The sequence below is a fragment of the Clostridium putrefaciens genome, from assembly GCF_900461105.1.
GTDB lineage: Bacteria > Bacillota > Clostridia > Clostridiales > Clostridiaceae > Clostridium_L > Clostridium_L putrefaciens.
The window spans coordinates 2,472,350-2,495,695 of sequence record NZ_UFWZ01000001.1 but is presented as its reverse complement, the minus strand read 5'-3'; the positions used below and the strand labels follow the sequence as shown (position 1 = coordinate 2,495,695).

At 31.1% G+C, this 23,346-nt stretch carries 19 protein-coding genes and 1 riboswitch; of the genes, 18 read left to right on the top strand and 1 reads right to left on the bottom strand.

Going from position 1 to position 23,346, the window contains the following annotated elements; genetic code table 11:
• Window positions 1-563: 563 nt before the first annotated feature.
• The 13 genes from DY168_RS11335 to DY168_RS11270 all read left to right on the top strand — a co-directional run bounded on the left by DY168_RS11335 (window position 564) and on the right by DY168_RS11270 (window position 16,040).
• Window positions 564-1,208: a redox-sensing transcriptional repressor Rex gene (locus DY168_RS11335; RefSeq protein ID WP_115641831.1), complete on the top strand. Its 645-nt coding sequence runs from the start codon at window positions 564-566 to the stop codon at window positions 1,206-1,208.
• Window positions 1,209-1,409: 201 nt separating this feature from the next.
• On the top strand, window positions 1,410-2,192 hold the full coding sequence (locus DY168_RS11330; RefSeq protein WP_115641830.1) for a short-chain-enoyl-CoA hydratase: 783 nt from the start codon (window positions 1,410-1,412) through the stop codon (window positions 2,190-2,192).
• A gap of 38 nt (window positions 2,193-2,230) precedes the next feature.
• Window positions 2,231-3,370: an acyl-CoA dehydrogenase gene (locus DY168_RS11325; protein WP_115641829.1), complete on the top strand. Its 1,140-nt coding sequence runs from the start codon at window positions 2,231-2,233 to the stop codon at window positions 3,368-3,370.
• A gap of 15 nt (window positions 3,371-3,385) precedes the next feature.
• Window positions 3,386-4,165, top strand: a complete 780-nt coding sequence (locus DY168_RS11320; RefSeq protein WP_115641828.1) for an electron transfer flavoprotein subunit beta/FixA family protein — start codon at window positions 3,386-3,388, stop codon at window positions 4,163-4,165.
• 33 nt (window positions 4,166-4,198) lie between these two features.
• Entirely contained in the window at window positions 4,199-5,203 is a 1,005-nt protein-coding gene (locus DY168_RS11315; RefSeq protein WP_115641827.1) for an electron transfer flavoprotein subunit alpha/FixB family protein, read from the top strand.
• A 64-nt stretch (window positions 5,204-5,267) separates the two neighbouring features.
• A complete protein-coding gene (locus DY168_RS11310) occupies window positions 5,268-6,116 on the top strand; it encodes a 3-hydroxybutyryl-CoA dehydrogenase (protein ID WP_115641826.1) in 849 nt (282 codons plus the stop codon).
• A gap of 546 nt (window positions 6,117-6,662) precedes the next feature.
• Window positions 6,663-8,588: a sigma-54-dependent Fis family transcriptional regulator gene (locus tag DY168_RS11300; protein ID WP_242984116.1), complete on the top strand. Its 1,926-nt coding sequence runs from the start codon at window positions 6,663-6,665 to the stop codon at window positions 8,586-8,588.
• Window positions 8,578-9,039, top strand: coding sequence for a hypothetical protein (locus DY168_RS11295; RefSeq protein ID WP_115641824.1), 462 nt, complete (start codon window positions 8,578-8,580; stop codon window positions 9,037-9,039). The genes DY168_RS11300 and DY168_RS11295 overlap by 11 nt, the downstream gene beginning before the upstream one ends.
• A gap of 274 nt (window positions 9,040-9,313) precedes the next feature.
• Complete coding sequence (locus DY168_RS11290) at window positions 9,314-10,480, top strand: iron-containing alcohol dehydrogenase (RefSeq protein WP_115641823.1); 1,167 nt, start codon at window positions 9,314-9,316, stop codon at window positions 10,478-10,480.
• Window positions 10,481-10,680: 200 nt separating this feature from the next.
• Complete coding sequence (locus tag DY168_RS11285; RefSeq protein WP_115641822.1) at window positions 10,681-11,571, top strand: sulfide/dihydroorotate dehydrogenase-like FAD/NAD-binding protein; 891 nt, start codon at window positions 10,681-10,683, stop codon at window positions 11,569-11,571.
• Window positions 11,571-12,953 carry an NADPH-dependent glutamate synthase gene (gene gltA / locus DY168_RS11280; protein ID WP_115641821.1) on the top strand — a complete coding sequence of 461 codons (1,383 nt, stop codon included), beginning with the start codon at window positions 11,571-11,573 and terminating at the stop codon, window positions 12,951-12,953. Before DY168_RS11285 ends, gltA begins: the two co-directional genes overlap by 1 nt.
• 304 nt (window positions 12,954-13,257) lie before the next feature.
• Entirely contained in the window at window positions 13,258-14,208 is a 951-nt protein-coding gene (locus DY168_RS11275; RefSeq protein ID WP_115641820.1) for a DNA-3-methyladenine glycosylase family protein, read from the top strand.
• Between the two features lie 338 nt (window positions 14,209-14,546).
• A complete protein-coding gene (locus tag DY168_RS11270) occupies window positions 14,547-16,040 on the top strand; it encodes a 4Fe-4S dicluster domain-containing protein (protein ID WP_115641819.1) in 1,494 nt (497 codons plus the stop codon).
• Between the two features lie 28 nt (window positions 16,041-16,068).
• On the opposite strand, the gene DY168_RS11265 is transcribed toward DY168_RS11270, so the two are convergent.
• Complete coding sequence (locus DY168_RS11265; protein ID WP_172556333.1) at window positions 16,069-16,710, bottom strand: TIGR01906 family membrane protein; 642 nt, start codon at window positions 16,708-16,710, stop codon at window positions 16,069-16,071.
• 352 nt (window positions 16,711-17,062) lie between these two features.
• Here DY168_RS11265 and groES point away from each other — a divergent pair, with 352 nt between their 5' ends.
• The 5 genes from groES to guaA all read left to right on the top strand — a co-directional run bounded on the left by groES (window position 17,063) and on the right by guaA (window position 23,238).
• On the top strand, window positions 17,063-17,347 hold the full coding sequence (gene groES / locus DY168_RS11260; protein ID WP_115641817.1) for a co-chaperone GroES: 285 nt from the start codon (window positions 17,063-17,065) through the stop codon (window positions 17,345-17,347).
• Window positions 17,348-17,393: 46 nt separating this feature from the next.
• A complete protein-coding gene (gene groL, locus DY168_RS11255) occupies window positions 17,394-19,019 on the top strand; it encodes a chaperonin GroEL (protein ID WP_115641816.1) in 1,626 nt (541 codons plus the stop codon).
• Between the two features lie 312 nt (window positions 19,020-19,331).
• Window positions 19,332-19,721 carry a type II secretion system protein gene (locus DY168_RS11250; protein WP_177820962.1) on the top strand — a complete coding sequence of 130 codons (390 nt, stop codon included), beginning with the start codon at window positions 19,332-19,334 and terminating at the stop codon, window positions 19,719-19,721.
• A gap of 194 nt (window positions 19,722-19,915) precedes the next feature.
• A riboswitch (purine riboswitch) is annotated at window positions 19,916-20,014 on the top strand.
• 145 nt (window positions 20,015-20,159) lie between these two features.
• Complete coding sequence (gene guaB / locus DY168_RS11245; protein WP_115641814.1) at window positions 20,160-21,614, top strand: IMP dehydrogenase; 1,455 nt, start codon at window positions 20,160-20,162, stop codon at window positions 21,612-21,614.
• Window positions 21,615-21,705: 91 nt separating this feature from the next.
• On the top strand, window positions 21,706-23,238 hold the full coding sequence (gene guaA / locus DY168_RS11240; protein ID WP_115641813.1) for a glutamine-hydrolyzing GMP synthase: 1,533 nt from the start codon (window positions 21,706-21,708) through the stop codon (window positions 23,236-23,238).
• Window positions 23,239-23,346 lie beyond the last annotated feature (108 nt).

Genomic DNA, 23,346 nt, shown 5'->3' with positions numbered 1-23,346 from the left:
TTTGAATATATTAATAAAAAATGGTCAATAATTTAGATAGACTATTAATATTTAAAATGTAATTTGTAAGAATATTATTAAAAAAGCAATAATTATTATAACAATTTGTTAACATATCTAAGGTATTTTTAATAATATAATAAGTGAAGTTACAAAGTTCTAAGAAAGTCTATGTAAATTTAATGTAAAAACATGCATAATGGTAAATAAATTATAAAATATAATATTTTTTTTGTAATTGCAAGGTAAATTGTGATAGAATACTTGTTGTATATTATATTAAATTTAATTATTCACAATAATTTTTACTTTATTTCTATTCATCTTATTTTATAAGTTATAGGTATAAGCTTATTTGAAGTTGTATCTATGGAGTTAAATTTATTAGAGTAAAGTATATTTGAGTTTGAAATTGATTTATTATAGAGTATATTTTCACAAAGGTAATAAGTCTATTTATATCTATAATTGTGGTGGGAAAAAATTAAAAGATATTTATATAATTATTAGTAGTATGTTGTAACTTAATATAAGTTATTAAATTTAGTTAAAGAGGTGTAATCATGGATAAAAAGAGGAGTATTTCTATGGCAGTAATAAAAAGATTGCCAAAATATCATAGATATCTTAGTGAGTTACTTAGAAATGACGTAGATAGGATATCATCAAAAGAGTTAAGTCAGAAGATAGGATTTACTGCTTCACAAATAAGGCAGGATCTAAATTGTTTTGGTGACTTTGGTCAACAGGGATATGGATATAATGTAAGAGAATTATATGCCCAAATAAGTGAAATAGTAGGATTATCAAATGAATATAAAACAGTTATAGTAGGTGCTGGTAATATAGGTCAGGCTATAGCAAATTATAATAGATTTGAAAAGTTAGGTTTTAAACTAGAAGCTATATTTGATGCCAATCCTAAGCTTTCAGGAATCAGAATAAGAGACATAGCTATAGATGATATTGATAAATTAGAACAATATATTAAATCAAATACTATAAATATAGGAATAATATGTGTTCCGGCAGTAAACGCTCAGAAAGTATGTGACATACTTGTTAATAACGGAGTAAAGGGTATTTGGAACTTTGCACCAGTAGATCTTGTAGTACCAGAAGGTATAGTTGTAGAAAATGTTCACCTTAGTGAAAGTTTATTAACACTTACATATCTTCTTCATGAAAAAGAAAATGAAATAAAATAATGAGATAATTCAAAATTATGTGATTTGTAATTGAAATAAATTGTTATCCGGGTTATAATTATAATTGAAGTGAGAGCTTCAATTATTTTTTATGCCTAATTGTTAGATAATTAACAATTAGTTATAGAGAAATTAAAAGTGGCACATAAAGTGCTACAACTTTTAATAAATATATTAAAAGAAGTACAAGGGAGGAGTATCATGGAATTAAAAAATGTTATCCTTGAAAAAGAAGGCAATATTGCCATAGTAACAATTAATAGACCAAAGGCATTGAATGCTTTGAATTCAGAAACGTTGAAGGAATTAGATACTTTAGTTGATACTTTAGAAAATGACCAAGATATTTATTCAGTAATTATAACTGGAGCAGGGGATAAAGCCTTTATTGCAGGGGCTGATATAACAGAAATGAAGGATTTAAACACTATGGAAGGAAGAAGTTTTTCTATACTTGGAAACAGAGTATTTAGAAGAATAGAAAACCTTGAAAAACCAGTTATAGCGGCTATAAATGGATTTGCACTAGGTGGCGGATGTGAACTTGCTATGGCTTGTGATATAAGAATAGCAACACAAAAGGCTAAGTTTGGACAACCTGAAGTAGGGCTTGGAATAACACCAGGGTTTGGTGGTACTCAAAGGCTTGCAAGACATGTTGGAATTGGAATTTCTAAAGAAATAATATTTACAAGTAGAATGGTAAAAGCAGATGAAGCTTTAAGAATTGGACTTGTAAACAAAGTAGTTGAAGTTGAAAAGTTAATGGAAGAAGCAAAGTTAATGGCAAACACTATAGCAGCTAATGCACCTATAGCTGTTAAGTTATCTAAGGTAGCTATTAATAGAGGTATGCAATGTGATATAGATACAGCACTTATGTATGAAGCAGAAACCTTTGGACAATGTTTTTCTACTGAAGACCAAAAAGAAGGAATGGCTGCATTTGTAGAAAGAAGAGATAAAAGTTTTAAAAATAAATAAGACCTTAATTTAATTATACTTTTAAGGAGGTAAAATAAATGAATTTTGCATTATCAGAGGAACAACAATTAGTTAGACAAATGGCAAGACAATTTGCAGAAGAAAAGGTAAAGCCTATAGCGGGAGAAATTGATGAAACTGAAGAGTTTCCAATGGAAAACACAAAGCTTATGGGTAAGTATGGCCTTATGGGTATACCTTTTCCAAAAAAATACGGTGGAGCAGAAGGTGATACTTTAGCTTATATATTAGCAGTAGAAGAATTATCTAAAGTCTGCGGTACTACAGGAATAATATTATCTGCCCATGTTTCTTTATGTGAATCTTTAATATATCAATATGGTAATGAGACGCAAAGAGAGAAGTATCTTCCATCCTTAATAACTGGTGAGAAGTTAGGGGCTTTTGGTCTTACTGAACCTGGTGCTGGTACAGATGCAGCGGGACAACAAACCATAGCAGTTTTAGATGGAGATCATTATGTTTTAAATGGAACAAAAATATTTATAACTAATGGTGGAGTTGCAGATGTATTTGTGATATTTGCCATGACTGATAGAAGTAAGGGCACTAGAGGAATATCAGCGTTTATAGTTGAAAAGGATTTCGAAGGGTTCTCTATTGGAAAACTTGAAAATAAAATGGGTATAAGAGCATCGTCTACTACAGAACTTGTAATGCAAAATTGCATAGTTCCGAAGGAAAACCTAGTAGGACAAGAAGGAAAAGGTTTTGGAATTGCAATGAAGACTCTTGACGGAGGAAGAATAGGAGTTGCAGCTCAAGCTTTAGGTATAGCAGAAGGTGCATTAGAGGAAAGTGTTAAGTATATGAAGGAAAGAAAACAATTTGGGAAACCTATTAGTGCTTTCCAAGGACTACAATGGATGATTGCTGAAATGGATACTAAGGTAGAAGCAGCAAGATATCTAGTTTATAATGCTGCGTTCTTAAAAGATCAAGGACTTCCATTTTCAGTAGAAGCTGCAAGAGCAAAGTTATTTGCATCGGAAGTTGCTATGGAAGTTACAACTAAAGCAGTTCAATTATTTGGTGGATACGGTTATACAAGAGAGTATCCAGTAGAAAGAATGATGAGAGATGCTAAAATAACAGAGATATATGAAGGGACTTCAGAAGTTCAAAAAATGGTTATTGCAGGAAATGCATTGAAATAGGAGGGGGCTACATACATGAATATAGTTGTTTGTTTAAAACAGGTACCAGATACTACAGCGGTAAGAATTGATCCTAAGACAGGGACTCTTGTAAGAGAAGGTGTTCCATCTATAATAAATCCAGAAGATAAAAATGCTTTAGAAGAATCTTTAGTTTTAAAAGATAAGTATGGTGCAAAGGTAACGGTTATAAGCATGGGACCACCTCAAGCAAAAAATGCGTTGAAAGAAGCCTTATCCATGGGCGCAGACGAGGCTATACTTATAACAGATAGAGCTTTTGCTGGAGCCGATACATTAGCTACATCAAAGGCACTTGCTGGAGCTTTGAAAAAAATTGATTATGATATAGTATTCGCAGGAAGACAAGCTATAGATGGAGATACAGCGCAGGTTGGACCAGAAATAGCTGAACATTTAAATATTCCTCAAATTACTTATGTACAAGAAGTAGTAGCAGAAGGAAATGTATTAAAAGTAAATAGAGCTTTAGAAGATGGATATGAAATAATTGAAGTTAAGACGCCAGTTTTACTTACTGCTATAAAGGAATTAAATGAACCAAGATACATGCATGCGAATTATATTTACGAAGCTAAAAATAAGGAAATTAAGATTTGGACAGCAGAGGATATAGAAGTTGATAAATCCCAACTAGGACTTGCGGGATCACCTACAAAGGTTAAAAAATCTATAACTAAAGAAGCAAAGGGACAAGGAGAAATAGTGAATAAACCTGCAAAAGAAGCAGTTGAACATGTATTTTCAAAACTAAGAGAGAAACATTATATTTAAATCACACTTAGGAAATTTAGGAGGGATTTATAAATGAATATAGCTGATTATAAGGGCGTTTGGGTTTTTGCAGAACAAAGAGATGGAAAGCTTCAAAAGATTTCATTAGAGCTTATAGCTAAGGGGAGAGAAATGGCTGATAAGCTAGGTGTGAAATTAACCTCTTTACTGTTAGGTAATAATGTAGATGAGTTATCAAAAACTCTTATAGCTTATGGTGCAGATGAAGTTTTACAGGTAGAAAGTGAATTATTAAATCACTATACTACAGATGGATATACAAAGGTTATATGTGATCTTGTAGATGAATACAAACCAGAAGTATTATTTATAGGTGCTACCTTTATAGGAAGAGATCTAGGCCCAAGAGTAGCTGCAAGATTAAATACAGGTCTTACAGCAGACTGCACAGCTTTAGATATAGATGAAGAAACAAAGCACTTATTAATGACAAGACCTGCATTTGGTGGAAACCTTATGGCTACAATTGAATGTGCAGACCATAGGCCTCAAATGGCAACTATAAGAGCTGGAGTTTTTGCAAAGCTTATTAAAGATGAAAGTAGAGACAAAAACATAGTTAAAATAGATGCTAAATTAACACAAGAGGATATAAGAACAAAGATTATAGATGTTAAAAAGATTCATAAAGAAATAGAGGATATAACAGAAGCTAAAGTTTTAGTAGCTGGTGGTAGAGGAGTCGGAGATAAGGAAAGCTTTAATCTTCTAAAAGAGCTTGCTGAAACAATGGGAGGTACAGTTGCAGCCTCTCGTGCAGCTATTGAAAAAGACTGGTTAGATAAAGATTACCAAGTTGGACAAACAGGAAAGACTGTTAGACCTAATATTTATATAGCTTGTGGTATATCAGGAGCAATTCAGCATTTGGCTGGAATGCAAGAAAGTGATATAATAATAGCTATAAATAAAGATGAAAGTGCTCCAATAATGAAACTTGCAGATTATGCTATAGTTGGAGACCTTAATAAAGTAATTCCAGAGATGATATCACAGTTTAAAACAATGCAAGAATAAGAAAAAATAAGCTTAGCTAAACTTATGTTTAGCTAAGCAAATTTCAATATAGGGGGTTTTTTATATGAAAAAGATATTTGTGCTTGGTGCAGGAACTATGGGAGCTGGTATAGTTCAAGCTTTTGCTCAAAAGGGATATGAAGTTATAGTAAGAGATATAAAGGATGAATTTGTAGAAAAGGGAATTGCGGGTATAAATAAGAATCTTACAAAGCTTGTTACTAAAGGCAAAATAACAGAAGATGATAAAGAAACTATACTTTCAAGAATTTCAGGAACTACAGATATGAACCTTGCTGAAGATTGTGACCTAGTAGTTGAAGCTGCTATAGAAAACATGGAAATTAAAAAACAAATATTTGCTGAGTTAGATAGAATATGTAAAAAGGAAACTATACTTGCTTCAAATACATCATCTTTATCAATTACAGAGGTAGCATCAGCTACAAATAGACCAGATAGAGTTATAGGAATGCATTTCTTTAATCCTGCAACTATAATGAAACTTGTGGAGATAATAAAAGGAATGGCTACATCAGAAGAAACTTTCAATGCTGTAAAGGAGGTTTCTATATCTATCGGAAAAGATCCAGTAGAGGTTGCGGAAGCTCCAGGATTTGTAGTAAATAGAATACTAATACCTATGATAAATGAAGCAGTTGGAATACTTGCAGAAGATATAGCAAGTGCAGAAGATATAGACAAATCAATGATGCTTGGAGCTAATCATCCAATGGGACCTTTAGCATTAGGAGACCTTATAGGTCTTGATGTATGTCTTGCTGTAATGGATGTTTTATATAAAGAAACAGGAGATAGTAAATATAGAGCACATAGCTTACTTAGGAAATACGTAAGAGCAGGATGGCTTGGAAGAAAGACAGGAAGAGGATTTTATAATTATAGTAAATAGAATTAAAAAGATGATTTATAAGGAGAGTACCGAAAAACTTTTGTTTTTCAGTACCCTCCTCTTATTGCTAGTCTTTTTTCTGAAGGATGTATCCACAGAAAGATATATGGAAACACAACACTTTTGGGTGCTTTTAAATAATTCTACACCATCTATTCAAACTTCTTATTTGAATCATAAGTCCAAATAATACCACAAAAGAGATTGGTGAAATTTTTGCGGAAAAATTTATTCTTTTATCCTTAGTTCATACAAATCAACGGGCTATCGCCCTAAAAAGTCTTCATCAAATATTAATAGTTTTGGTGAATGTAATAATGTAGCAATTATCTCAATTTCCATTCTTTGACCTAAGCTTAATTTTCTAATTTACCTATTTAAGATATCTTAATAATCAAAAGATCTAGAAAGTAATTTAGTGTTTTCTTCAAAATATATGTTTTCTAAATTAAACCATAATGTGATAAAATATAGATACTTATTACTTGAAAGTTTTTAAGTAAACCTTTAAACTTTGAAATGAAACTAAAATCTGGTGGTGATAATTTGTACGATAAAAAGAAAAAGGAAGAAATCATAAAAAACTCTCATCAAAGAAGTAAGGTATACGGAATAGAAAAAGAAAGGACATTTTCAAAGAAAATACTTATGGGTAATGAAGTAAGTAGTGCTTTAGATAAAAATAAAGAATTAATAGAGGTAGCTTTTGAATTCATAAATATGCTCTATGACTTTTTAGATACTTCTGGGTTTATTATATTTTTAACCGACAATGAAGGGTGTATATTAAATATAATAGGAGATAAAAAGATTATAGAATCAGCTAAAAGGTTAGATATGGTGGTAGGTACATATATGGACGAAAAAAACATAGGAACTAACGCCATGGGTACAGCCATAAAGGAAGATGCACCTATTCAAATATCGGAAAAAGAACATTTTATTAATGTATATCACAGGTGGACGTGTTCAGCAGCGCCTATACATAATACAAATGGAAAGATAATAGGTACATTAAATCTTACAGGTAATAGTGAACTTGTTCATCCTCATACATTAGGTCTTGTAGTGGCAGCGGTTAAATCTATAGAAAATCAGTTAAAAGTAGAAAGCTCTAAAAGAAGGTTAACAGAAGCTTATCAATATATGAATGTTATAATGAACTCTATATCCTCTGGCATAATTGCTGTAGATAAAGAAGGAATTGTAAATAGTATAAATGATGAGGCTTGCATTATGTTAAATTTAAATAGAAATGAGATAATAAATAACTCTATAGAAAGCATGTTTTATAACTGGGAACACTACTTTAGAATTTTAAAAGATAACAAAAGGTTTGAAGATGAGGAAATAAGTTTAAATATAAATGGAGTGAGAAAAGGCTATAATATAAGTATATATCCAATATATTATGAGGATAAAAAGCTTCAGGGTATGGTGATACTTTTAAAGGATATACAAAATGTATTCAACCTAGTAAATAAATATACAGGGATGAAAGCTAGGTACACCTTTGAGGACTTTATTGGAGAAAGTATTGAAGTGAAAAAGATAAAAGAATATGCTAAAGGAGTTGCAAATAGTCCATCTACAGTGCTTATAGAGGGAGAAAGTGGAACGGGTAAGGAAGTACTCGCTCAAGCTATTCATAACTATAGCAATAGACGAAATAGAGGATTTGTAGCTATAAATTGTGGAGCTATATCAAAAAATCTTATAGAAAGCGAACTCTTTGGTTATGATGATGGAGCATTCACTGGAGCAAAAAAAGGAGGCAAGCTAGGAAAGTTCGAACTTGCAAAGGGTGGGACTTTATTTTTAGATGAAATAGGGGAGATGCCAATGGATATGCAAGTAAACTTACTTAGGGTTCTTCAAGAAGGTGTAATAACAAGAGTTGGTGGAAATAAGTACATTAATGTAGATGCTAGAATAATCGCTGCAACTAATAAGGATCTTAGAAAAGAAGTGGCAAGAGGTACGTTTAGGCAAGATCTTTATTATAGATTAAGTGTAATACCTATTATAATACCTCCACTTAGAGAAAGACGGGATGATATATTATTACTTATAGAACATTTCTTAAAAATTAAGAGTAAAAGACTCAATAAATCCATACCGGCTATAAGTAAAAAAGATTATAACAAACTTTTAAATTATAACTTTGAGGGAAATGTAAGAGAACTTGAAAACTTTATAGAGAAAGTAGTAAATTTTAATGGCAATGTAGATTATGATTTTATAGGTAATGGTCCAGATATAAATTATGAGGTTTCTATAGACAAAGTTAATTTAATTGAAGAAGATTATTTATGTTCTCTAGAAGAACTTGAAAAAAATGCTATAATTTGTTGTTTAAAAAAGTTTGATGGTAATATAACAAAAGTTTCATCAGTATTAAATATAGGTAGAAATACATTATATAGAAAGATAAAAAAATATAACATTGGGGGAATAGGGAATGAGTTTTAAAGGATTTATAACATCTGTTATCCTAGGGCTTGTGCTAGCTATAATATCTATATGGAATTTTAGGGTTTCTCTTTACATATTAGGGGTATTTTATATAATAAAAGGAGCACTGCAATTTATAAATAAAGATTATTATAATAAGCTTTTATATTTTATGAATGTAGATAGGTATAAGGCATATGAGCTTAAGGGAAAAGAATTTAAAAAGTACATAAAGTCAGATCCAATATCAGATTTTATTGTAGCCTTTTTATTTATATATGTAGGATATAAAGCTAAACTTCCAGTTAATAGCATAAGGTACCCATTGATGGTGTTTTTATTTATAACATTAGATTACTTAATAGAAACTAATGCTATGATTAAAAGTGAAAAATGGGAAGATTATAAGAAGAAAAGTATCTTAACAGCTATGGTTATGATATTAGCTGTATTCATTTTACTCAAGTAAGGTTAAAAGTTTAACTTGTTCTACAATGGAACGCTGTTCTGTTATGGAACAAGTTATTGCATAAAGATTGTTCTTAATTGGAACACTAAACTTGTTAAGGTATAATTAATAATTTGTGAATATGATTAATCTTATTATTTTAATTAGTGGGAATGCCATTCATAGTTAAAAGTTTAACTAATCACAAAGACTTTGTTAAATAAATGTCTATTGGCATGGAAGTTGCTATTATTATATATATAATAAATAATTAATAAAATCGGGAGGTATACGCATGAACAGATTTACATTACCAAGAGATATATACTTTGGAGAAGGATCTATGGAAGTATTGAAAACTTTAAAAGGTAAAAAAGCCATTATAGTAACTGGTGGAAGTTCAATGCAAAAATTTGGATTTTTAGATAAGGTAGAAAGCTATTTAAAAGAGGCTGGAATAGAAACAAAGAGAATTGAAGGGGTAGAACCAGACCCATCAGTAGAAACAGTAATGAAGGGTGCAGAAACAATGAGGTCCTTTGAGCCAGACTTAATAGTAGCTATTGGTGGAGGGTCACCTATAGATGCAGCTAAGGCTATGTGGATATTTTATGAGCATCCTGAAACAACCTTTGATGATGTAAAAGATCCATTTACAGTACCTGAATTAAGAAATAAAGCAAGATTTGTAGCAATACCATCAACTAGTGGTACAGCTACAGAAGTTACAGCCTTTTCAGTTATAACTGATTATAAATTAGGTATAAAATACCCATTAGCAGATTTTAATTTAACTCCAGATATAGCTATAGTGGATCCAAGTCTTGCTGAAACTATGCCAAAAGTTTTGACATCTTACACAGGAATGGATGCTTTAACTCATGCTATAGAAGCTTACGTTGCATCTTTAAGATCGGCCTTTTCAGACCCACTTGCAATGCAATCTATAACAATGATAAAGAAATATTTATTTAACTCCTATAATGGTGATAAATATGCAAGAGAAGAGATGCATATAGCGCAATGTTTAGCTGGTATGGCATTTAGTAATGCACTACTTGGAATAACTCATAGTATGGCTCATAAAACAGGTGCAGTATTCCACGTTCCACATGGTTGTGCCAATGCGATATACCTTCCTTATGTAATTCAATTTAATAAAAAGGCCTGTGGAGATAGATATGCTGAAATAGCTAGAAATTTAGCACTTGAAGGAAATAATGAAGAAGAACTTATAGCTTCATTAATTAATATGATAAAAGCAATGAATGAATCTATGGGAATACCTAAGACTTTAAAAGAGTATGGAATAAAAGAAGAAGACTTTAAAGATAATGTAAAAAGAGTGTCTACTAATGCGATTTTAGATGCCTGTACAGGATCTAATCCAAGAGAAATAAGTGAAGAAGAGATGGAAAAGCTATTTACTTGTATTTATTATGGAAATGAAGTTAACTTTTAGTTTTTGATGAAAGAATTTGTTTGATTAATATAAATAATGAGACTCTCTTTAATTTTAAAATGTAAGAGGGTCTCATTATTTTGAACATTGAAAATATATTTATTGTTTATTATTTATTAACAATGAAATTTTATTTTTATATGTTATAATGTATATGGAAATTAAGCATGATGTAGAAAATTTAACATGGGGGAATGAATATGTACAAAATAGTTAAGAAAAGAGCATTAGCATCTAATATTTATTTAATGGACATAGAGGCGCCTAGAGTTGCTAAATCATGTCAGCCAGGACAATTCGTTATAATTAAGATGGATGAAAAGGGTGAAAGAATACCGCTTACAATATGTGATTATGACAGAGAAATGGGAACGGTTTCTATCGTATTTCAAACACTTGGTGAATCAACAAAAATAATGGCAAGCTATGAAGAAGGAGAATATTTCACTGATTTCGTAGGACCACTTGGAAGACCTTCTGATATGGTTCATGAAGATATAGAAGAGCTAAAAAATAAAAAGATAATGTTTATTGCTGGTGGAGTTGGAACAGCACCTGTTTACCCACAAGTTAAGTGGTTAAATAAAAGAGGTATAGATGCAGATGTAATCGTTGGAACAAAAACTAAAGATCTTTTAATATTAGAAGATGAACTTAAATCTGTAGCAGGAAATTTATATGTAGCAACAGATGATGGGTCTTATGGATTTAAAGGGCTAGTTACTGAATGTCTTAAAGACTTAGTAAAAAATCAAGGAAAACATTATGACTTAGTAGTTGCAATAGGACCTATGATAATGATGAAGTTCGTTGTAATGCTTACTAAGGAATTAAATATACCAACAGTTGTTAGTTTAAATCCTATAATGGTTGATGGGACAGGCATGTGTGGTGCTTGTAGAGTAACTGTTGGAAATGAAGTTAAATTTGCCTGTGTGGATGGACCTGAATTTGATGGTCACTTAGTTAATTTTGATGAAGCAATGAGAAGACAAACTATGTATAAAACACAAGAGGGAAGAAAAGTATTAAAGAAAGAAGAAGGGGACACACATCATGGCGGTGGTTGTGGCTGCGGAGGTGATAAATAATGGATAGAATGAAAAGAACTCCAATATCAGAACAAGATCCAAAGATAAGAGCGACTAATTTTGAAGAAGTTTGTTTAGGATATACAAAAGAAGAAGCCATGGAAGAAGCTTCTAGATGTTTAAATTGTAAAAAACCTCTATGCGTAACTCAATGCCCAGTAACAATTCAAATACCAGAGTTTATTCAATATGTAAAAAATGGTGAATTTGAAGAAGCAGCAAGGGTTATAGCTAAATCTAGTGCACTTCCAGCAGTCTGTGGTAGAGTATGTCCTCAAGAAGTACAATGTGAAGGTAAATGCATACTAGGTATAAAAGGAGAAGCTGTTGCTATTGGTAAGCTTGAAAGATTCGTAGCGGACTATTCAAGAGAAAATAATGTTGATCTTTCAAAAGTTGATCCTAAAAATGGGAAAAAGGTAGCTGTAGTAGGAAGTGGGCCTGCAGGACTCACTTGTGCTGGAGAGCTTGCTAAAAAAGGCTATGATGTAACCATTTTTGAAGCATTACATGAGGCCGGTGGAGTTTTAGTATACGGAATACCAGAATTTAGACTTCCAAAAGATACAGTAGTTAAACATGAAATAGAAAATGTTAAGAAGTTAGGTGTTAAAGTAGAAACTAACGTAATAGTTGGAAGAACTGTAACTATAGATCAATTATTTGAAGAAGAAGACTTTGATGCTATATTTATAGGGTCTGGCGCAGGTCTTCCAAAGTTTATGGGGATACCAGGAGAAAATGCTAATGGAGTATGTTCTGCTAATGAATTCCTAACTAGAAATAACTTAATGAAAGCATTTAAAGAAGGATATTCTACACCTATAAGAGTTGGAGACAAAGTTGCAGTAGTAGGTGGGGGAAATGTTGCTATGGATGCTGCTAGAACTGCATTAAGATTAGGGGCAGAGTCACACATAGTATATAGAAGATCAGAATCTGAACTTCCAGCAAGAGCAGAAGAAGTTCATCATGCTAAAGAAGAAGGAGTTATATTTGATCTATTAACAAATCCAGTAGAAATACTTACAGATGATAAGGGATGGGTTACTGGAATGAAGTGTGTAAGAATGGAACTTGGAGAAGCAGATGCATCAGGAAGAAGAAAACCTGTTGAAATTGAAGGGTCAGAATTTGTTCTAGAATTAGATACAGTTATAATGTCACTTGGGACATCACCAAATCCATTGATTCCTTCAACTACAAAAGGTCTTGAAATAAATAGTAGAAAATGTATTGTAACAGAAGAAGAAACAGGACTTACAACAAGAGAAAAAGTATATGCTGGTGGAGATGCGGTAACAGGAGCAGCTACAGTAATACTTGCTATGGGAGCCGGTAAGAAGGCAGCAGCATCCATAGACGAATTTTTAAGTAAATAATAAAGTAAGATAATTGGGGCCTTTTAATATGTATAAAAACACATTAAAAGGCCCTTTTGTCTTGTTCGGAGTAGTTATCTTTAAAAGCAAAACTTTTTAATATGATAGTCTATTTTTGATTATATTTTAAAGATATAAGATTATAATTCTAAAAAAATTAGGGATTAATTACTCTATATTTGATTTTAGAATAGAGTTATCTTATAATAATATTTATTAAAGAAATTAAGGCGTATTAAGAGATATGTCATACCTTGAACTGTTATTTTCAAAATACAAAGAAAATAGTTAAAGGAGAAAAGCTATGGATTATAAAAGTATTGAAAGTTTTGACAAGGGGATAATTATAAAAAAGGTGAAGAATTTTAATCTTATACACATATTTGATTGTGGTCAATGTTTCAGATGGGATAGGGAGGAAAATGGAAACTATATAGGAGTTGCTTTTGAGAGGGTTATTGAAGTAGAAAAAAGAGATGAAGATGTGGCTATATATAATACTACAGAAGAGGAATTTAAAAGTATTTGGGAAAACTACTTTGATCTTCAAAGAGATTACAAAGATATAAAACTAGAACTTAGCAAAGATCCTTTACTAAAAAGGGCTGTTAATTTTGGAGATGGTATAAGGATACTTCGCCAAGATCCTTTTGAGCTTACTGTATCATTTATAATATCTGCAAATAATAGAATACCTATGATAAAAAGGGCTATAAACAATATAAGTAGTAAGTGGGGAAAGACTATTGAATATAAAGGAAAGATATATTATGCTTTTCCTAGAATAGAAGACCTACAAGGGGTTTCGTTAGAGGATATTGGTGGTTGTAGTGTTGGATTTAGAGCAAAATATATAAAGGATTCTGTAGATAAGATTTACAATGCTAAAGTTTTATGCGAAAAAATAAAAAATGAAAACATAGTGGATGAAATAGAAATAGAAATAGAAGATACAATAAAGTATGATTTAGATTATATTAAAACCTGTGATGATGATACTTGCCATGTAAGCCTTCAAAACTTTTCAGGAATAGGTCCTAAGGTTGCAGATTGTATAATGTTATTTTCTATGCAAAAGTACTCAGCCTTTCCAGTGGATGTATGGGTTAAAAGAGCTATGCAACATTTCTATTTAGCACCAGATGTTTCCTTAAAGAAAATAAGGGAATTTGGAAAAGATAGATTTAATGAACTTTCAGGTTTTGCACAGCAATATTTATTTTATTATGCAAGAGAAAATAGTATTAAAATGTAAAATTTAATTCAGTACTTATTTTAAATATTATATAGATTGTGATGAATATCAATTGTGATCAATATAAACTTGATGGCATTAATGAAACATATAATTTAAATATGATTATACTTATTTAGTAAAGGTAGGGAATATAAAAAGGTTTATATACCCTACCTTTACCTTTATTTAATTAGGTTTAAAAAGATAATAATAACAAAAACACAGCAAAAGGTTGATACTATTTTAATGCAAATCTGATATAATAGAAATGAAATTGTTTACGAATAGTCTTTCTAGCTGTACTAATTTTTAAAGATTTAAGATAGTACAAGTATTTATTTAAAGAGGTGTATATTATGTTCCATTTTGAAACTCAATTAAAAAGATTAAAGCATGAGGTTTTAAAAGATGTTGCTGTATTAGCTAATGAGGGTAAGCTTGATGATGAAAGTTTAAAAAACATACCCTATAAAATTATTAGTGGAAATACCCCTACTTATAGATGTTGTGTTCATAAGGAAAGATCAATATTAAATGAAAGAGTTAAATTAGCTAGGGGGTGTCTTCCAGATGGTGACCATCCTAAAACGGAATTTATTAATATTAAAGATGAAAAGCAAATAGTATATATAATAGATGCAGCTTGTGATAGATGTCCTATAAATAAGTTTAATGTAACAGAGGCCTGTAGAGGGTGCATAGCGCACAAGTGTATGGAGGTATGTCCAGCTAATGCTATGGTTAAGGTGGCTGGTAAAGCTTATATAAATCAAGAATTGTGTAAGGAATGTGGATTGTGTAAAAAAGCATGTCCTTATGATGCAATATCTGAAGTCATGAGGCCTTGTAAGGGGGTTTGTCCTACGGGGGCTTTAGAAGTCAGAGAAGAAGATAGACGAGCTATAATAGAAGAAGAACATTGTATAAATTGTGGAAGTTGCATATCTGCATGTCCTTTTGGAGCGATATCAGACAAAAGTTACATAGTTCCCGTGGTTCAGGAATTAGCAAAAGAAGGTTCTAATATTTATGCAGTTGTAGCTCCAGCTATTGCAGGACAGTTTGGACCTAAAGTAACTATGGGTAAAGTTAGAGATGCCTTTAAAAAGGTTGGATTTAAAGATATATTTGAAGCAGCTTGTGGAGCAGATGCTGTAACGGTTCATGAAAGTAAAGAATTTGTTGAAAGAATTGAAAAAGGTCATAAGTATATGACTAATTCTTGTTGCCCAGGATTTGTGAACTTTATAGAAAAGAAGTTTCCAAATCAAATAGAAAGAGTTTCAACCACTGTATCTCCTATGATAGCCACAGCTAGATTTATTAAATCAAAGGATAAATTAGCAAAGGTAATATTTGTAGGGCCTTGTGTAGCTAAAAAGAGTGAGGCTACAAGAGATGAATTAAAAGGTGATGTAGATTATGTGTTAACTTTTGAAGAAATAGCAGCAATTATGGATGCTTTTAATATAGATCCTGAAAATTGTGATGAACAATCAATTGATGAGGCTTCTACATTTGGAAGAGGATTTGCAAATGGTGGAGGACTTACAGCAGCTATTGAAAACTTTATAAAAGATAGCAATATAAAGGTAGATTTTAAACCGGTTAGAGTAAGTGGGACTACTGAAGTTAAAAAGGCTATGGCTATGGCTAAAGTTGGAAGATTAAATGGAAACTTTATTGAAGGTATGATGTGTGAGGGTGGATGCACTGGAGGACCTGCAACGCTATTACCACCAATGAAATCTAAGGGGCTATTTATTAAATTTAGTAATGAAGCTAGTAAAAAGTCTGTAATTGAAAATGATAGATTAAAAGAATTTCAAGATATAAATTTAGAAAGATAAAAGATTTATCTTTCTAAATTACAAACTTTTAAGTTTTATCGTTACGTAACCTTTTGTGTAAGAATATAAGACATATTGAACATATACATAAAAGTGATAGTATGAGCATAGACTCATGAAAAAAGAATTCCTGAGGTAAAATATTTATAATAGGATCTTTTATAGGATCAAATAACCAGTAATCATTTGAAAAGAATATTTCATGAAATCTTATAAAAGATCTATCGAAGTTTATTATAAAAGGTATAGCTAATGTTAGGGGAATTAATATTAACATAAAGTAAGCATATTTTAGAAAAGAAAAGTTTCTTATTCTTGAAAGGTGAGTTATAAAGATTAGGGATAATATAAAGGTGGAAAGAGAAACATAAGTTATGATATTAAATATATTTTTTACATCTACAAAGTGTTCTCTTCCTTCATCAGACATAAAAAAGTCTTCGAAAATTAAATCATCATTATTAAAAGGACTAAGGTAATCAATAAGGATAGTATAATTTTTTATTGTGGCTTCCTTACTTATATTAGCCTCTGATGGAATGTTTAATTTAGTTATATCAATTTTATATAAGGTTTTAAAGTTTAAAGCAAATATTGTACTAGAACTTAATAAAAATAAGGCTAGGACTAAACCACATAATAATGAAATGAATTCATTTAGTTTGTTCATAATAAGCGCCCCTATCATAAATTTCGATTATTTGAATATTAATTAAAAATAGAGTACATAATTATATAAATAATTTATTATAATATATAGACTCTATTATAATATAAAAATATCAATATAAAACTGTTTAAAACACAAAATGGAAGAAATATTGCGGAATAGCTATTAAGAACGAGGATTTGGTATGTTAATGCCAATATTAAGCATATTAGATATTTAAGTAAATTTGAATTTATGTTGATTATTCTTTATTATAAGAATTGTATTAGCACTCATCCAAATAGAGTGCTAACAATAAGGCAATCAATTAATTTATATAAAGTAAAAATAAATACATTAAGGAGGGGTTTAAATGAATATTAGACCACTTGGAGACAGGGTAGTAATAAAGAGATTAGAAGCAGAGGAAAAGACTAAAAGCGGAATAGTTTTAACAGGTACAGCAAAAGAAAGACCTCAAGAAGCAACAGTAGTAGCAGTAGGACCTGGTGGATATGTTGAAGGAAAAGATATTAAGATGGAAGTAAAGGTTGGAGATAAGGTATTATTCTCTAAATATGCAGGTACAGAAGTTAAGATTGATTCAGAGGAATACACTATCTTAAAACAAGACGATATATTAGCTATTGTTGAATAGTTACACATAAGGAAATCATAATATTATTTCAGGAGGGTGAATATAAATGGCTAAAAACATAATATTCGGTGAAGATGCAAGAAGATCTATGCAAAGAGGTGTAGATATTTTAGCAGACACTGTTAAAGTTACATTAGGACCAAAAGGAAGAAACGTAGTTTTAGATAAAAAATTTGGAGCTCCTTTAATTACAAATGATGGAGTTACTATAGCAAGAGAAATAGAACTTGTAGATCAATATGAAAACATGGGAGCACAATTAGTTAAAGAAGTTGCAACTAAAACTAATGATGTAGCAGGAGACGGAACTACTACAGCAACACTTCTTGCTCAAGCTATAATAAGAGAAGGATTAAGAAATGTTACAGCAGGAGCAAACCCAATGCTTGTAAGAAAAGGTATTAAGCTTGCTGTAGATAAATCAGTAGAAGAAATTAAAAAGGCTTCAAGACCAGTACAAGGAAAAGAAGATATAGCTAGAGTTGCAGCAATATCAGCTGCAGATGAAGAAATAGGAAAACTTATAGCAGATGCAATGGAAAAGGTAGGTAACGAAGGAGTTATAACTGTAGAAGAATCAAGATCTATGGGAACTGAACTTGATGTAGTTGAAGGTATGCAATTTGATAGAGGGTATGTAAGCCCTTATATGGTTACAGACACAGAAAAGATGGAAGCTGTTTTAGATGATCCATATATACTTTTAACAGACAAAAAGATAACTAATATTCAAGAAATATTACCAGTGCTTGAACAAATAGTTCAACAAGGAAAGAAACTTCTTATAATATCAGAAGATATTGAAGGCGAGGCAATGGCTACATTAGTTGTAAATAAACTAAGAGGAACATTTACTTGTGTTGGAGTTAAAGCACCAGGTTTTGGAGATAGAAGAAAAGAAATGCTTGAAGATATAGCTATATTAACAGGTGGAGAAGTTATATCAGAAGAACTTGGAAAAGACTTAAAAGATGCTACACTTGAAATGCTTGGAAGAGCTGAAAGTGTAAGAATATCTAAAGAAAACACTACTATTGTAAATGGTAGAGGAGATATAAAGAGTATAAAAGATAGAGTATATCAAATAAAGCTTCAATTAGAAGAAACAACATCAGAATTCGATAAAGAAAAGTTCCAAGAAAGATTAGCTAAACTTTCAGGCGGAGTTGCAGTTATAAAAGTAGGAGCAGCTACTGAAACTGAATTAAAAGAAAGAAAACTTAGAATAGAAGATGCTTTAGCAGCAACTAAAGCAGCAGTAGAAGAAGGAATAGTTTCAGGTGGTGGAGTATCTTACGTTAACGTTTTAGGCGAAGTAAATAAGTTAGTTACAGAAGATACAGATATCCAAGTTGGAATCAACATAGTAGCTAGAGCTTTAGAAGAGCCAATGAGACAAATAGCTATAAATGCTGGAGTAGAAGGTTCTGTTATACTTGAAAAAATAAGAAATAGTGAAGCTGGAATAGGATATGATGCTTTAAAAGGTGAATATGTAAACATGATTAAAGCTGGAATAGTAGATCCAACTAAGGTTACAAGATCTGCACTTCAAAATGCGGCATCTGTAGCATCAATATTCTTAACTACAGAAGCTGCAGTTAGTGATATACCAGAAGCAAACCCACAACCAATGCCAGGAGCAGGTATGGGAATGGACGGAATGTACTAAAACAAACAAAAGCTTAATATTAAAAGATGTTTTGGATTACCAAGACATCTTTTTTTTGTTAATTTAATATGGGTTCAAATAAAATACCTCTTAAATATGTATACATATTTAAGAGGTATTTTTAATTATTTAAAAATAGTTAAAAACTATGAATAAGCTATGTGAATTGAGTTAAGAATTATAGCTAGGTACACAAATAGAATTCATTGTAAATTATAAGATTTAAGATTAAATGTTTTAAACTTCTTAATATAAAACGTTAATGATGAAATTTTAGAAGTATACCTAATAAAATTAAAGGAGACAAATAAAGTGAAAAGATTTTCTAGACCAAACAAAAAAAACAAGGGGTTTACATTAATAGAGCTTTTAATAGTTATATCAATTATAGGTATATTAGCAACACTAGTTGTACCAAAGTTTTCTAATGTTACTAAGGAGGCTAAGATAAAAACAGATGTGGCTAATGCTAAAACTATATATAATGTAGTTAATGCATGCATTGCAAATGAAGAAATCAAAGATGTTGATTTTGATAATATTGAAACATTAAACGGTAAAATTAAAAAACACATTCAGGTTATGCCAAAACCAAAATCAAAACAAGGAGAATTTTCTATATCTAAAACTGGTGATAATATAGTAATTATGATTGATAAAGAGAAGATTTATCCAACAGATGACGTTAGTGTTATTGATTAATTTAATTATAAAAAGTAAATAGGAAAGAATAAAATCAAGTGAAATGTATTTAAAGCTATTCAAAATAAAAATTGAGTAGCTTTTTTAAATGTTTTTCGAAATTAGCCTCAATTCCTATTGCATTAACATCTTTGTTGAAGTATAATACTAACAAATATTTAAATAAAGAAGTTTTAAATGCAAAAATATAAAATTATGCAGGAATATATTCAACTCATATATACCCAAGATAAGGTTGGGAGTATCTACCGAATACCAAAAATTATTCGACTATGAGTGGGGATTAATATATCTTTTAAAGACATATTAATTTTCACTTAGAGTAAAGTGAAAATTGGTATGTTTTTATTTACTTATGGGAATACTAGTTTGATTATTTAAGTTTAAAGTTTTTGCAGTAATGTCTTAAGATAATACAATAAAGGAAGGATGATTGTTTTGGCTAAAATATTAAAAACAGCGTACACATTTGATGATGTGCTTTTAGTACCTAATAAATCTGAAATATTACCTAGAGATGTAGATTTAAGTACTAATCTTACTAAAAAGATAAAGCTTAACATACCTTTAATAAGTGCAGGTATGGATACTGTAACAGAATCAAAGATGGCGATTGCTATAGCACGTGAAGGTGGAATTGGAATCATACACAAGAATATGACAATTGAGCAACAAGCAAGTGAAGTAGACAGAGTAAAAAGACAGGAAAATGGAGTAATAAAAGATCCTTTTTATTTGTCACCTGAACATACTATAGAAGATGCAGACAAGTTAATGGCTAAATACAGAATATCTGGAGTTCCTATTACTGTAGAAGGTAAGCTTGTAGGTATAATAACGAATAGAGATATCATATTTGAATATGACTTTAGTAAAAAGATAAAAGATGTTATGACAAAAGAAAATTTAATTACAGCGCCAGAAGGAACCAGCATGGAAGAAGCTAAGAATCTACTTAAGACAAATAAGATAGAAAAGCTTCCATTAGTAGATAAAGACTTTAATCTTAAAGGACTTATAACAATTAAGGATATTGAAAAGTCAATAAAGTTTCCAAATGCAGCTAAAGATGGTCAAGGTAGATTATTATGTGGTGCTGCAGTAGGTGTTACTAATGATATGGTAGAAAGAGTAGATGCTCTAGTTAAAGCTGGTGTAGATGTGATAACTATTGATACAGCTCATGGCCATTCAAAAGGTGTTCTAGAAGGAGTTAAGAAAATAAAAAGCTTATATAAGGATTTAGAAATTATAGCAGGGAATGTAGCTACAGCAGAAGCTACAAAAGACTTAATAAAAGCAGGGGCAGATTGCATAAAGGTAGGTATAGGTCCTGGGTCCATATGTACTACTAGAATAGTTGCAGGAGTTGGAGTTCCACAACTTACAGCAGTTATGGATTGTGTTGAAGAAGCAGAAAAACACGGGGTTTCTATAATAGCTGATGGTGGTATAAAGTATTCAGGAGATATAGTAAAAGCTTTATCAGCAGGTGCAAAGGCATGTATGATGGGTTCCTTATTTGCAGGATGTGAAGAATCACCTGGTGGAACTGAGATATATCAAGGAAGAACTTACAAGGTTTATAGAGGGATGGGATCATTAGGTGCAATGGCAGCTGGAAGCAAGGATAGATATTTCCAAGAAGGAAACAAGAAGCTTGTACCAGAAGGCGTAGAAGGAAGAGTACCATACAAAGGATATGTATGCGAAACTATATATCAGTTAATAGGTGGAATACGTTCTGGTATGGGGTACTTAGGATCAAAGACTTTAGTTGATTTATATAACACTTCAACTTTTGTAGTTCAAACCTCAGCAGGATTTAGAGAAAGTCATCCACATGATATAAATATTACAAAAGAAGCTCCAAATTATAGCGTAAATCATTAAAGGTATATATAATCAAAAGTATACAGAATCGAAATTATATGAGCTTAAAATTATATGAGCTTAAAATTATATATTAACTTAGGAGGATTGCATGAATAAAGATTTAGTTTTAGTAATAGATTTTGGTGGTCAGTATAGTCAGTTAATAGCTAGAAGGGTTAGGGAATGTGGTATATATTGCGAAATCATTCCTTATACTTACAGCATAGAAAAGATAAAAGAAAAGTCACCTAAAGGTATGATTTTTACAGGTGGACCTAATAGTGTTTATGGTGATAACTCACCAACTATTAGTGAAGAAATATTTAATATAGGAGTGCCTATACTAGGCATTTGTTATGGAGCTCAGCTTATGGCTCACGTACTCGGTGGAGAAGTTAAAGCATCTACAGGAAGAGAATATGGAAAGACTGATATAAATATAGATAATGATAGTTTGTTATTTAAAGGTGTTAATGAAAAAGAACAATGTTGGATGAGTCATACAGATTTTATAACTAAAGAGCCAAAAGGATTTAAAATAATATCTACAACTTCAAAATGTCCTGTAGGAGCTATAGAAAATTCAAAAAAGGCATTATACGGAGTTCAATTTCACCCAGAAGTAGAGCATACACCGGCTGGAAGATTAATGATAGAGAACTTTTTATATAAGATATGTAAGTTAGAAAAAAGCTGGACTATGGCTTCATTTGCAGAAGAAAAGATAAAAGAAATAAAAAACATTGTAGGAGACAAGAAACTTATATGTGCATTATCAGGCGGAGTAGATTCATCTGTAGCAGCACTTTTGATTCATAAAGCTGTAGGGAAGCAATTAACCTGTATATTTGTAGACCATGGTTTACTTAGAAAAGATGAAGGTGACATGGTAGAAAAGGTATTTAAAGAAGAATTTGATTTAAATATAATAAGAGTAAATGCAAAAGAAAGGTTTCTTTCAAAACTTAAATCTGTTTCAGAACCTGAAAAGAAAAGGAAGATAATCGGAGAAGAATTCATTAGAATATTTGAAGAAGAAGCAAATAAACTAGGGGAAATAGACTTCTTGGTTCAAGGTACTATATACCCAGACGTAGTAGAAAGCGGGACAGATACCTCTGCCGTAATAAAGAGTCATCACAATGTAGGGGGACTTCCAGAAGATATGAACTTTAAACTTATAGAACCTCTAAGAGAATTATTTAAAGACGAAGTTAGAGCAGTGGGTGAGGAGCTTGGAATACCACATAAACTCGTTTGGAGACAGCCTTTCCCAGGTCCAGGACTTGCTATAAGAGTATTAGGAGAAGTTACAGAAGAAAAGTTAAGCATAGTTAGAGAAGCAGATTCTATAATGAGAGAAGAAATTTCAAATGCTGGACTTGAAGAGACCATATGGCAGTACTTTGCATGCCTTCCTAATATACAGTCAGTAGGAGTTATGGGTGATGAGAGAACGTATTGCCATACAATAGCTTTAAGAGCAGTAAATTCCTCTGATGGTATGACCTCAGATTGGAGCAGAATTCCCTACGAAGTACTAGATAAAATCTCTAGAAGAATAGTTAATGAAGTGAAAGACGTTAATAGAATAGTCTATGATATAACCTCAAAGCCACCCTCAACTATTGAGTGGGAATAAAATATAAATAAAAGATACCCTGATTCAGTTTAATTTGAATCAGGGTATCTTTGTTATATATTAGTATATGGTATTGGTTTAACTGGATTTTTTTATAAAAATGTTATT